The 12680-nt window shown below is 51.7% G+C and carries 14 protein-coding genes; 4 read left to right on the forward strand and 10 right to left on the reverse strand.

Going from position 1 to position 12680, the window contains the following annotated elements:
• Nucleotides 1-2: 2 nt before the first annotated feature.
• From LK536_RS54810 to LK536_RS54820, 3 genes are read right to left on the reverse strand one after another with little or no spacing between them, the layout of a single operon-like run.
• Nucleotides 3-782: an MTAP family purine nucleoside phosphorylase gene (locus tag LK536_RS54810; RefSeq protein WP_008719322.1), complete on the reverse strand. Its 780-nt coding sequence runs from the start codon at nucleotides 780-782 to the stop codon at nucleotides 3-5.
• A complete protein-coding gene (locus LK536_RS54815) occupies nucleotides 779-985 on the reverse strand; it encodes a hypothetical protein (protein WP_120055499.1) in 207 nt (68 codons plus the stop codon). The genes LK536_RS54810 and LK536_RS54815 overlap by 4 nt, the downstream gene beginning before the upstream one ends.
• 45 nt (nucleotides 986-1030) lie before the next feature.
• Nucleotides 1031-2047 carry a LacI family DNA-binding transcriptional regulator gene (locus LK536_RS54820; protein WP_040380126.1) on the reverse strand — a complete coding sequence of 339 codons (1017 nt, stop codon included), beginning with the start codon at nucleotides 2045-2047 and terminating at the stop codon, nucleotides 1031-1033.
• Nucleotides 2048-2223: 176 nt separating this feature from the next.
• Here LK536_RS54820 and LK536_RS54825 point away from each other — a divergent pair, with 176 nt between their 5' ends.
• Nucleotides 2224-2682: an AraC family transcriptional regulator gene (locus tag LK536_RS54825; RefSeq protein WP_130789935.1), complete on the forward strand. Its 459-nt coding sequence runs from the start codon at nucleotides 2224-2226 to the stop codon at nucleotides 2680-2682.
• Nucleotides 2683-2697: 15 nt separating this feature from the next.
• On the opposite strand, the gene LK536_RS54830 is transcribed toward LK536_RS54825, so the two are convergent.
• The 7 genes from LK536_RS54830 to LK536_RS54860 all read right to left on the reverse strand — a co-directional run bounded on the left by LK536_RS54830 (nucleotide 2698) and on the right by LK536_RS54860 (nucleotide 9953).
• Entirely contained in the window at nucleotides 2698-3627 is a 930-nt protein-coding gene (locus tag LK536_RS54830; RefSeq protein WP_227796611.1) for a CPBP family intramembrane glutamic endopeptidase, read from the reverse strand.
• 43 nt (nucleotides 3628-3670) lie between these two features.
• Nucleotides 3671-4528 (reverse strand): hypothetical protein, encoded by an 858-nt coding sequence (locus tag LK536_RS54835; RefSeq protein ID WP_227796610.1) that lies wholly within the window; start codon nucleotides 4526-4528, stop codon nucleotides 3671-3673.
• A gap of 268 nt (nucleotides 4529-4796) precedes the next feature.
• Nucleotides 4797-5756, reverse strand: coding sequence for a D-2-hydroxyacid dehydrogenase (locus tag LK536_RS54840; protein WP_227796609.1), 960 nt, complete (start codon nucleotides 5754-5756; stop codon nucleotides 4797-4799).
• A 37-nt stretch (nucleotides 5757-5793) separates the two neighbouring features.
• Nucleotides 5794-6933 carry a glycerate kinase family protein gene (locus tag LK536_RS54845; protein ID WP_227796608.1) on the reverse strand — a complete coding sequence of 380 codons (1140 nt, stop codon included), beginning with the start codon at nucleotides 6931-6933 and terminating at the stop codon, nucleotides 5794-5796.
• Nucleotides 6934-7046: 113 nt separating this feature from the next.
• On the reverse strand, nucleotides 7047-8225 hold the full coding sequence (locus LK536_RS54850; RefSeq protein WP_227796607.1) for a CdaR family transcriptional regulator: 1179 nt from the start codon (nucleotides 8223-8225) through the stop codon (nucleotides 7047-7049).
• A gap of 114 nt (nucleotides 8226-8339) precedes the next feature.
• On the reverse strand, nucleotides 8340-9587 hold the full coding sequence (glyA, locus tag LK536_RS54855) for a serine hydroxymethyltransferase (RefSeq protein ID WP_008719357.1): 1248 nt from the start codon (nucleotides 9585-9587) through the stop codon (nucleotides 8340-8342).
• Nucleotides 9588-9773: 186 nt separating this feature from the next.
• The gene (locus tag LK536_RS54860; protein WP_506092248.1) at nucleotides 9774-9953 is read right to left on the reverse strand and encodes a hypothetical protein; all 180 of its coding nucleotides are present in this window, start codon (nucleotides 9951-9953) and stop codon (nucleotides 9774-9776) included.
• A 264-nt stretch (nucleotides 9954-10217) separates the two neighbouring features.
• On the opposite strand from LK536_RS54860, the gene LK536_RS54865 reads away from it, so the two are divergent.
• The 3 genes from LK536_RS54865 to LK536_RS54875 all read left to right on the forward strand — a co-directional run bounded on the left by LK536_RS54865 (nucleotide 10218) and on the right by LK536_RS54875 (nucleotide 12614).
• Complete coding sequence (locus LK536_RS54865; protein WP_506092249.1) at nucleotides 10218-10652, forward strand: hypothetical protein; 435 nt, start codon at nucleotides 10218-10220, stop codon at nucleotides 10650-10652.
• A gap of 182 nt (nucleotides 10653-10834) precedes the next feature.
• Entirely contained in the window at nucleotides 10835-12085 is a 1251-nt protein-coding gene (locus LK536_RS54870) for a DUF2157 domain-containing protein (RefSeq protein ID WP_227796606.1), read from the forward strand.
• Nucleotides 12066-12614 (forward strand): GDYXXLXY domain-containing protein, encoded by a 549-nt coding sequence (locus LK536_RS54875; RefSeq protein WP_227796605.1) that lies wholly within the window; start codon nucleotides 12066-12068, stop codon nucleotides 12612-12614. Before LK536_RS54870 ends, LK536_RS54875 begins: the two co-directional genes overlap by 20 nt.
• Nucleotides 12615-12680 lie beyond the last annotated feature (66 nt).

A 12680-nucleotide genomic window follows, 5' to 3' on the forward strand; every position in this document is an offset into this window, starting at 1 on the left:
CCTTACTTCTTAAGGATTGCATGGTCCAGCGCATGGCTGCACGGGCAATCCCTTTCGTCCTTCAGATCCGGTATGGCCAGATATAATACCTGCTTGAAATCCTCAATCCCCTGCTTTAACAGCCTTGGGAAATCGTCCGCTTCAATCTGCTCTCCCAGGCACCAGTTGGTGGGGACGCAGATATGTGCATAGCAGATGGCCGCCTCCCTTGCAAAGACTGCTTCCGGAAGGGTGGTCATCCCTATCAGGTCAGCACCCAGCTTACGGAACATGGTAAGCTCAAAGGGTGTCTCGAACCGGAGTCCTTCATTGACAAAGATGACCGCCTTGTCGTGCACATGTCCGGGCTTCACCTTGTTTGCAGCGTCAATCAGCGCGCGGCGCAGGTCCGGGCAGTAGGCAGGCGTCATATCCACATGGTAGGCCTCCACCTCGTCGTCATACAGGGACCGCGGGAACCTTCTGGTCCAGTCACAGAAATCATGCGGGATGACCAGGCTGCCCAGCTCGATGTCCGGATTGCTGCTTCCCACACAGTTGGTGGCCAGGATCTGTTCCACCCCAAGCTCCTTGAAGGCCCAGATATTGGCCCTGTAATTGATGCGCGGGACAATGATTTTGTGCTCCTCCCCATGTCTTGGAAGAAAATACACCTTCCGTCCCTGGATCGTGCCCTCGAAAATCTCAGAAGAACGTCCATATTTGTTATTGTGGACAAACATCCTGGGATTTTCCAGAAGTTCATAGAAGCCGCTTCCTCCGATAATTCCAACTGGTTTCATTTGTATTTCTCCTTTTCCTTTTTATGATTTGGAACTGAAATCGTTTTCAGTTCCTGTAAAAAAAATGTTGTCTTTGCCATGACCACATCTTTTATACTTCCATCTTTAATATTTCCATCTTTTATACTTCCGTCTTTTCTATGTCCATTTTCCAGCAGATATATTAACTGCGGCATATCCGGGGCACCCAATCGGTTATCCATGTGCCCCGGACACACCTTTTATGTCTTCCAGTCCGGCCTGCCTCATCACACCAGCTTCTGAACGGAGGTCCTTTCAATGAATTTCAACTCCAGGGCCTCGGTCCTTGCCCCGCCCCTCTCACCGGGCTGCTCCATCCGTTTCAGCAAAAGCCTGACCGCACCCACTGCAATGGCCGATGTATCCAGGCGGAAGCTGGTAATCCCATGGCGTTCAAAGGCCATGACATCCTCATCGCACTCCTCAAAACCGATGAGGGAAATATCCTTTCCCGGCGTCATCCCATGGTTCCTGACAGCTTCCAGCATGCCTGTTGTCAGGGTGTTGTTGCCTGCTATGATGGCCGTAGGCGGTTTTTCAAGCCCAATCATCTGGGATGTATAGCGGATGCCCGCCTCTGTCTTCCAGCAGTCCTGTATGAAATACTCATCCCGCCACGGCAGCCCGTGCGCTGCCAGGCAGTCCCTGAAACCGCGGATGCGTTCCTCTGCAATCCCATGCCCCTCTGCGCCCACCAGGAATGCAATCCTGCTGTGGCCGTTTTTTATCAGATACCCTGTTCCCTGATACAGGGCTTCGTAGTTCCGGTTCATGATGCAGTCCAGGGATGTATTCTCTTCAAAGTACCTGTCTATGAGCACCACCGGCTTCTCTACCTGCTGCAGCCGCGTCAGTTCCTTTAAGGAGGTGGCGTCCAGAATGCCGTCCGCCATCTGGCAGATGGAGCTGCTTAAAAAACTGCATTCCTCATCTGCTGATTCTGTTGTATAGACCACCACGTAATAGCCGTATTTCTTCATCTCACGGATGACGGTGTTAATCAGCTGGGTGAAAAAATGATTGTCAATCACAGGGACAATCACCACCACGACCTGGCTCCTGCCGCGGACCATGGCTTTGGCCGTGAAATCCGGGACATAATGAAGTTCCTCAATCGCTTTCTGTACCCGCTCTTTTACCTCTGTATTAATCCATTTATAGTCATTCAGTACACGTGATACGGTGGATGGGGACACCTGAGCATACTCCGCCACATCTTTGATTGTGATTTTATTCTTTTTCATGTGCACTTCTTCCTCTTTTCCGAACCTGAAATCCTTTTCAGTATAGCAATATTACCATATCTGACATTATTTTGCAAGAGGTGCGGGGGGATATTACAAAAAAGTAATACCAAACCGTTTCTTCTGTGTTACAATAAGGAATGGATATAAACCATATATGATCAGGAGGACAGATAATGTCATACACATTAACCAGCGTAACAATCCGTACGGACAATACACCGGAGGGCATGAAAAAGATTGGGGAATTATGGGCCGACGTGGCAGGAGGAAAGCTTCCCATCCTATTTGACAGTGCACAGAACTTCCAGACGGGTATTTCCCCCATATCAAGATACAGCAATTATGCAGGAGATGAAACCGGCGCCTACGACCTCTCCGTCATGGGCGTGACAGCGGACTTCTTCCAGCACATGGAACATCTGGTCAGCGAAGGCGTGTACCGCAAATATGACGAGGCCGATGAAAGCGGCGACATAGGCGCATGTACCAGAAAAGCATGGGAACGCGTGTGGGCTGAACAGAAAAACGGCGGGATTGTGCGGGCCTTCACGATGGATTATGAAAGCAGCGTGCCTGCGGAGTATACAAAGGACGGGAAGGCCCATTGTTATCTGTATATTGCGGTACGGTAAGGCTGCGGATGCTTATTACTGGGGCGGCAGGAACTTTCCCTTTTTCCCACGGTAATGCCACAGGACACACCCAATGGCCGCCAGGGTCACCAGGGTTGTGAACAGACCGCCTTCCGGGCCGAACAATCCGCCGTTTAGCAGGTTTTCCTCACCGATGACCGTTGTGAACATCCGGGGCGTATTGATTCCGCTTACCTCAAATCCATATACAGGGCCTTGGAAATAATTCCAGGCAATGTGAAAGCCGATAGGAATCCACAGCTGGTCCGTGTACCAGAAAAGAAGGCCAAGGAAAATCCCCACAAGGCAGATATTGATAAAGCCCAGAAGACTGAAATTACTGTTGGAGGAGTGCGCGATACCAAACAGAAGCGCCGGAAGGATCAGGGCCAGCCATCCAGGTCTGGCCTGCCGCATGGCATCCATGGCATATCCCCTGAAAAAGATTTCCTCGCCAAATCCCACTGATATGAACATGACCAGATAACCTATGAGCCACGGGTCCAGGCCTGCTTTCCCCAAACTCATGGATGCATTGCCGGTCAGGCAGATTCCCGCGGCAACCAGCGTAATCATGGCCATACCGATGAGAAGGCCCTTGCCCAAATCCCTTAACCATCCTTTGCCGTGTATGCCAAGGTTTTTCCAGGATGAATGGAAGCCCCATTTCCACAGGGCAAGCGGCAGGAATATGATGACCAGGTTCTGGATGCATATCAGGATAATCATATACCAATGGTCCGCCTGCCCCCTGTATGCCTCCATCAGGCTGCCGTCCCCGTCCATGATTCCCAGGCTCATCAACAGGATCCGGAAGGCAAGGGAGAATGCCAAGGCAATCGCTACTATGATTACAGGTATGACCATATCCCATATCAATACAAGACTGAGGAACTTATAACCCCATCTGACCTGTCCCTGCTGGTTCTTAAACGGATTTCTCATCGTAATCTCCTATGCTGTCATTTATTTTCCTATCTGGAATCCATCACATACCGGCCGCCGGGATACTGGAAGCCGTGGCGTACCGGTAACGCCATACGCTTGCCGGATAACCGGTCAGGATGGAATATCCCGTCTTATCCACCAGATCTATGGTGATGGTCACATCATTATCAATGCAGTACCTTGAGAGTCCTTCGGCTGAATCGTTGTTCCCGGTGAAGTCAAAACTGTAAATCCTGTCATATTCAAAGGGCATCATATGGATTTCGCCTAACACCACACCTTTCCCATCAATGGCCGTGACCCCGTACAGCCACACCTCATGGGCATCCAGGCTCAGGTTCGACTGCCCGCTTGGAAACATGAAGCAGTCCACTCCCCGGTCCATCACATAGCATTCCATATCGTGATGGATCTCGTTCTGATACATGGGCCGTCCTTCATTGTTCATCCACATTGTTATCACTGCATCCTCATCCCCGCACCGGATGCCGCCCACCTCATCCACGCTCTGTCCAGGCCCCGGCAGGAACGCGCCGTCAGCCCCCACCTGATATCCGTCCGGGGTGGTTGTATCCGACAACATATAGCCGCGTCCATCAAAATAATAATATCTGCCCTTAATCCATTTCCATGTACCTGCAGGATAGGTACCGTCGTCCTCCTCATACCACCTGCCGCCGGAGTCCTGCTGCCACTGTCCGGCATATGAGGTGGCGGATGACATGGCTGTGGCGGTTGTAATGGCCGCAATGCCTATGGCGGCCATGGCTGCGGCTTTTAACGCTGCTGTCTTTGGAAAAGAATGGAACGGCAGCCGCTTAGTCGGAACTATCTTAAACTGCCGCCCTTTTGCCAATATATAAACCAAAGACGCTATGACTCTTTTCATGAAAATCATACAAATCCCCCCTGCCCTTTCCTGTCTGCCCTTTCCTGCATTTCACTGCGGATACCCTTGCCAAACCTTAAGTACATCCAGTATACCATAATCTTCCGGCACTTTACAGGGGCTGATTACTTTCATTCTTTTCTCTGGCCATCCAATCCCTTCATACAAAAAATACTCAATTATGAAATCATGCCATCATGAGCATTCTATCATAATTGAGTATATCTATGTAATTTGGTTCCATACTGATTGTCGGGTTCCTGTTACCTGTTATCGGTTAACGGTTCACCACATTCTGCGGCTTCCCATCCACAAACTTCCGCAGGTTATCCACCGCAATGTCCATCAGCCTCTGCCTGGATTCCCTGGGTGCCCAGGCAATGTGGGGTGTGATGATCATGTTTTTAGCTCCCAGGAGGGGATTGTCCTCCCTGATGGGTTCTGAGGAAACCACATCCACGGCTGCCCCGCTTACTTTTCCACTGTTTAACGCTTCTTTTAAGTCTTCCTCCACAATCAGGGGACCTCTCGAGGTATTAAGGATCTTCACCCCATCCTTCATCTTTGCAATGGTGTCTTTGTTGATAATCCCCTCTGTGGACGGGAACAGTGGGCAGTGAAGGCTGATTACATCCGACTCAGCCAGCAGCCGGTCCAGGGATACGTATCTGCATTTCTCCGTTTCCAGGGCCTTGTCGGGGTATTCATCAAAGGCAAGGACCTTCATCCCGAAAGCCTGGGCGATTTCCGCTGTCCTCCGGCCGATTCTTCCGAATCCAATGACTCCGAAGTTCTTGCCTGCCAGCTCCACCAGAGGATGTTTCCAGAAACACCAGTCCTGGTTATTGCTCCATTCCCCTGCCTTCACGCAGTTGGAATGTTCACCCACATGGTGGCATAGTTCCAGAAGAAGGGCCATGGTATACTGGGCCACCGCGTCTGTTCCATAGGAGGGGATATTGGAAACCACAATCCCCTGTTCCTTGGCAGCCACCGTATCAATCACATTATAACCCGTGGCCAGGACACCGATAAACTTCATGTCCGGGCACTTATGTATGGTCTCTGCCGTAATAGGCGTCTTATTGGTGTACACGGCCTGGGCATCCCCAATCCGCTCCGCCACTTTGTCCGCCGGGGTCCTGTCATACACGGTCAGGGAACCGAGGGCCTCAAGCCCCTCCCAGCTTAAATCCCCGGGATTTTCTGTGTATCCATCTAAAACAATAATTTTCATGCTTCCTCCTGAGACATTGACTTATCACATCCTGCCCTTACCGAAGCCCCATCCCAGCCTTCAGCATCCGGAACATCCTGTCAGCCGCGCCCACATACAGCTCCTCGGACCGCCCAAGGGCCTCCTCCAGCTCCATGGCGCCATTAATGGTAGTCATGATACTGTCCACACCATAGTCAAAGATGGTCTCCGCCTTCTGCCCCATGCCGCCCACAATTGCAACCACAGGTATCCCGCGTTCCTTGCAGCGCTGTCCGATTCCGCTGGGCACCTTGCCAAAGGCGGACTGCCAGTCCATCCTGCCTTCCCCTGTCACCACCAGATCCACGCCCTCTAACAGTTCATTAAAATGCACCAGATCCAGGACCGTGTCAATACCGGACTTCAGGGTGGCCTTCAGGAACACGCAGAAAGCTGCTCCCAATCCACCGGCAGCGCCGGAACCAGGAATCCTATCCACATCCACACCCATTTTTTCCTTAATCAGAGCAGCATACTGAATCATGCCGCCTTCCATGATATCAAGGATTTCGGGCGTGCCGCCTTTCTGCCTGCCAAAGGTATAGGTGGCCCCGTCCGGCCCTGTAAGCGGATTCGTCACATCGCACATGACCGTGAACCTGGCCTGGGACACGGCTGGATGCATTCCGCTCACATCGATATCAGCCACCTTCATAAGGTCCTCTCCCCTTCCCTCCAGTTCATGGCCCTGGGCATCCAGGAACTTCACCCCGAGGGCGCGCATGGCCCCCATGCCGCCGTCATTGGTGGCGCTTCCCCCAATGGCAATGGATATCTTCCTGTATCCCCTGTCCAGGGCGTCCTTAATCAGTTCCCCTGTGCCGTAGGTGGTTGTGTCCAGTGGATTGCGCTTCTCGGCAGGAACCATGGGAAGGCCGGAAGCCGCGGCCATCTCGATGATGGCGCTGTCCCCTTCGAATTCCCCGTAAAAGGATTCGCACTCCTCCATCAGAGGTCCGTGGACCACAAGCCTGCGGTATGTCCCGTTCAGGGCCGAGATGACCGCGTCAATGGTTCCCTCCCCTCCGTCAGCCACCGGTACCCCGGCTGTCTCGCAGCCAGGGAAGATGCGGCCCGCGGATTCCTCCAGCAGGGCCGTGATCCGCTCAGATGATAAGGTTCCCTTAAATGAATCAGATGCAAATAAAAATTTCATGTTCCGCCTCCCAAATAGTAGTATGTCATAACGGTTTCCTTATCTACTATTTTAGCCGCCCCAGGACCCGGCGTCAATGTTCCCCAGAACAATCATTTTTCATTTTTTATGTTCTACAAGACTTCCTCCATCCCGTCCTTCACATCCCTGAAGAAAAGCATTGCCATATAAAACACCGTTGACTGGCTCACAAGCCGCACATCATATCCAGTCAGCTCCTCCAGCCGCTTCAGCCTGTAGGTCAGCGTATTCTTGTGTACATGGAGTTTTTCCGATGCCGCCTTGAGCGAACCTTCCGCTTCGAAATATGCTTCCAGAAGCCCCATCCACTGGCACAGTTCCTCATATCCGCATTTTTTGAATAACTTATGGATGTACTCAGCCTTCACCCCATCCCCCAGGTCCTCCGTAAACAGTTCCAGGGTAACGCTGTCGTATGCAAGGATGTCTTTTTTTGCCAGGCCCGCGGAGCGCCATGCCTTATTGGCCTGTCCATAGGCCACGTGGATGTCCTCCGCCCTTCCGTCAATCCCCACCACCATGCGGATATTGAACTTTTTAAAAACCGCTGTGCGGATACGCCCGGCCAGCTGTTCCATCTGGCGGTCCGGGCATTTCTTTACCAGTATGATCTGCCTGCCGCCGCTTCTTAGCACAAGGCTTCCCCTGCCTGCAAGGGAGGCAGCCTCCCGTTCCACCTGCTCCAGCAGTTTCTGTCCTGAGGCAGTGGATGCATACTCCTCCAGCTCCCTGGCGCTGGCAACCATGACGCGCCTGGGCACGGCAATGTCAATGCCAAGGGCAAATCCCCTCTCCTCCAAAATCCTGGGCTGCATCAGGCCGCTGCCAATGACCCAGTCCTCCAAAAACCGGTTTAAGACCCGCTGGCCCATACGGCGTTCATCCTGTTCTGCATTTTCCCGTATCAGGATCTCCACCATCTTCTTCACAACCTGGCCATAGCCCACCACCTCGCCGTACAGGCCTGTGATCCCGATGACGCCCACAATGCTCCCGCCATGGGTAATGGGCAGGTTCAGGCCCGGCCGGGACGTGGACGTGGCGTGTTCCGCCTCCACATACAGCTCCGGCAGATGTTCCCCGATTAATTTCCTGGCGCCTTCATGCAGACTGCCGATCCTGGTCTCATCCGTGCTGGCAATCACATACCCCCCGCGGTCCATCATGTTGATGTTCTGTCCCACCACGGCCCCTACTTCCTCCACGATGGACTGGGCGCCCTGCCTAGACAGCTTAAGCCCGCTCTCCATTTCCAATTCATATTGTTCCATACGCCTGCCCCCGGACATACAAAAATCTTAATTGCCAAAACGGCTGCGCCTGAAGTCTCCAGACGCAGCCCCTTATCCTTTTGTTTCTGTAACTGTGTATTCCGCAAATCTTACCTATTTGTATATCGGATACTTGTCGCAGAGTTTTGTGACCTCGCTCCTGATATAATCAGCCTGGTTCTCAAAATCCGTGGCTGCCAGCCAGATGCACTCTGCAATCTTAGGCATATCCTCTTCCTTCAGGCCCCTGGTGGTGATGGCCGGTGTTCCGATGCGCACGCCGGATGTCACAAACGGGCTTCTGGGGTCATTAGGAACCGTGTTCTTGTTCAGTGTGATGAATACCTCGTCACAGCGGTTCTGCAGTTCCTTGCCGGATACATCCATGCCCCGCAGGTCCACTAACATCAGATGGTTGTCCGTGCCGCCTGTAAGCAGCTTGAAGCCCTGTTTCTGAAGCGCCTCTGCCAGCGCCTTTGCATTCAGTACCACCTGGTGCTGGTATTCCTTGAATTCAGGCTTAAGGGCCTCGCCAAAGCAGATGGCCTTGCCTGCGATTACATGCTCCAGAGGGCCGCCCTGGGTTCCCGGGAATATGGCCTTGTTGAAATTAAACTTCTCAGCAGCCTCCTTGTTGGCCAGTATCATGCCGCCCCTTGGCCCCCTCAGGGTCTTGTGGGTGGTGGTGGTCACGACATCCGCATACGGGATGGGGCTTGGATGCTCACCAGCGGCAACCAGTCCTGCAATGTGCGCCATATCCACCATGAGATATGCGCCTACCTGGTCGGCAATCTCACGGAATCTCTTAAAATCAATGGTTCTCGCATATGCGCTGGCGCCTGCGACAATGAGCTTTGGCTTTGCCTCTTTGGCAATCCTCTCCAATTCGTCATAGTCGATGTATCCCTCATCATCCACGCCGTATGGTACGATATTGAAGTAAAGGCCGGAAAAGTTAACTGGGCTTCCGTGTGTCAGATGGCCGCCGTGGTCCAGGTTCATGCCCATCACGGTGTCTCCTGGTTTTAACATGGCCACGAATACAGCCATATTGGCCTGGGCACCTGAATGCGGCTGCACATTGGCATAATCACATCCAAACAGCTTCTTGGCGCGCTCGATGGCCATGGTCTCCACCACGTCCACGCACTGGCATCCGCCGTAATAGCGCTTTCCTGAATACCCTTCCGCATACTTATTGGTAAGCACGGTACCCATAGCCATCATGACCGGCTCTGATACGATATTCTCAGATGCAATCAGTTCCAGGTTGCGTCTCTGACGCGCGCATTCGGCCTGGATGGCCTCGCCCACTTCCTTGTCATATCCGGTGATAAAATCCATTACTTCATTAACCATTGGTCTTACCTCTTCCTTTCGTTTTAACATATTAACGTGACAGCCTTTTGGTGCTGATTATAACCTATATAGTAACAAAAAGCAAGACATTGAATCAACAGCGCCAGCACAAATCCGGCGGCACAAATCCAGAGGCACAAATCCGGCTCATCCGCAACAGTCCATGTCAATCCGGCTAACTGAGGATCAATATAAACCATATTGCCCTGAAACCAGTTCCCAAAGTCCCTTGCGGGCAAGTCTTTCCCTGGGAACCCTGAATGTGATTGTCACCACCCCGGGCGCCCGTCCAATCTCGATTGCCCCTGATATGGTAACCCTGTTCTGCACCTCAGGAACACTCATATCAAACAGTCCGGCTGCCATCCATATCCAGAAGAATAGAAGAATATCCATGCATCTGTGGCAGCGCCGCCAATCGGCCGGCCGGCTGGTCCGCAGTATTTCCGGAAACCGTGCGTTAAAATTTTGTTATCTTTTATCAGATTGGAAAAATAAGAATTGTTCATAATTTTTCCACTAAACCCCTTTGTTTTAGGGCTTTCTCGGATAAAAAACTGACAATTCCCCATCCATCTTCTTAATAATTCCGTAATAAACATAGTACTTTCTTTATATTTTGGACACAATTTGGTCACAATTATAGTCTATTATCAATCTCGTTCCAGAAATTTACGTTTTGTGGAAAACCTCATCGGGAGGTTTTCAGAGGAGAGGAGAACTATTATGAAGAAATCTATCGCAAAATCCATGACAGCCGTTATGGCAGCAGCAATGATCGCAGCAGGCCTGACTGCTTGTGGCGGTTCTGACAACAAGGCAGAGACCACCACAACTGTTGAGACCACTGTAGCTGCTACAGAGGAAACCACCACAGCAGAGGCTTCTGAAGAAGAGACCACTGTTGCTGAGGAAACAAGCGAGGAAGCTGATGCAGAAGCTGCCACAGAAGAGGCTGCTGATGCTGAGGAATCCAAGGAGGCTGACGCTTCTGAGGAAGAATCCACCGAGGCTGCTGATGCTGCCGTTGCTCCTGTAGAGGAGTCAACCGAGGCTGCTGAATAATCAGTACCAGGTAAATGGAAAAGGCCGGGGCGTTTTCGCTTGCCCCGGCCTTTTATGATTCCTCCATCTCCCGGATTTCCGGTCCAGGATAATGACAAATGTCATCCCATCCATGACAATCAACATCTATACCATCCCCCTCAAAAAGGATATAATCATTATAACAGAAAGGGGGATGCCCAATGAATTCCAATGAATTTTACAATGAATTAAAACAGCTCACAACGCTTGGTTACCTGGAACAGGCCCAGCTGGAACGTATTCAGGATGAATACATAAAGACCAGGAAGGAACACCATAACGCCTTTCTGATATTTGCCCTGATAGGCGTGGTCTTCATCGGCGCAGGCGTAATATCCTTGTTTGCCTACAACTGGTCCATGTTTTCCAGGGAAATGAAAGCATTCATTGCCTTCCTTCCCCTGCTGGGCGTCCAGGTACTTCTTTTCCTGAAAATCCGCGCCCAGGCTTCCGAGGTGTGGATTCAATCCCTGTCACTGGCACTTGGCATTGCCTTCTTATCTGCACTTGGGCTGATATATCAGGCGTACCAGATTTCCTACAGCCTCCAGTCCATGCTGCTGACCGGTTTTGTGCTCATGCTGCCCGTGGTGTACCTGCTGGACGGATACTATCTGGCCCTCTTATATATGGCGGGAATCTGCTGGACCGGATGGAACAGCGACTACATCCTTCTGGCCTCCCTCCTGCTTCCCTATTATATAAAATGTGTCAGGAAGGACGGGGCCTGCCGTCTGCTGTCCCTGTGCTTTTTTATCTGGATGCTGTATCTGGCAATCCTGTATGTGCCCTATGGCGCCTTTTACGCCTGTATCCTTATCCTCCTGATTTACATGACCATTGAACGGCCGGCCCTTTATCCGGTGCTGGCAGGACGGATGTTATATATCATGCTGTTCACAAAAGCTGTTTTCTATCTGTTCTTCAACAATTTTACGGATTTCTTTGGCTACGGAAGCCCTGACCCGTACTTCTACCACATGCAGGACCCCCTCTTATTGGCGCTGCTGGCAGGGGCTTTCATCCGGATTTATGTCTTTTACACAAAAAAGGTCGGGAAGGCGCGGTTGGACCTCCTGCTGTCCGTTATCTTATGCGGGCTTCTGACAGCTGACCTGATGGTTTTCCCATATGCCTCCTTCCTTGCATATGAAATCCTTGTCAACCTCTGTCTCATTGCATTCAGCCTGTACAAACTGCTGCGGGGGATAAAATCCGCCAACCTGGTATCTGTCCGCCGTTACACGGCCGCCATCATACTGTATATCGTGTTAAAGGTATCCCTTGGCAATTACCAGCTGCTAATCAAAGGAATTGTCTTCCTGATAGCGGGCCTGGCGTTCCTTGCCGTGAACTACAGGATGACCTTAAAGCTGAAGGGAGGGAACGTACATGAAAATGCACCGCAATAAGATAATCCTGATTGTATCTGCATTGCAGCTTCTGATGCTTCTGTCTGTCATTGCCATGGTCTACGTGGTATCAGGCAACGGCCGGACCGTGACCCTGGAAATGACCGGTTATGACCCTTACGACGCCCTGCGGGGCCGCTATCTCCGGCTCAGCAACCCGGACAGCAGGGTTACACTGGAACCTGGTTCCATTGAACGCTACGAAAACAGGCGCGGAAACAGCATCCCTGTATATGTGGTCCTGGATACGGACCCGGACAGCGGTATATCAAGCTTTTCCTATGCATCCCTGGACCGCCCGGACAGCAGTACACCCTATATCAGATGTTCCTCCCGGTATCTGTGGTTATACGATGACGGGGCACAGGTTGCCATCCAACCGCGGATTGAACAGTATTACCTGAACGAACGGCATGCAGACGAGCTGGACCATTCCATTACCTGGGACAGCAATATCCGGCTTACGCTTAAGATATGGCGCGGTATGTATGTGGTGGATGGTCTTGTGGTTGACGGTCAGGCTTATTAACCATCCCATATCAGCAAAACCCGTGAGGAAATTCCTTAAAGGCAGATTTCCTCACGGGTTGTTACA

Origin of the sequence: Clostridium pacaense (genome assembly GCF_020709765.2) — a bacterium.
GTDB classification, from domain to species: domain Bacteria; phylum Bacillota; class Clostridia; order Lachnospirales; family Lachnospiraceae; genus Enterocloster; species Enterocloster hominis.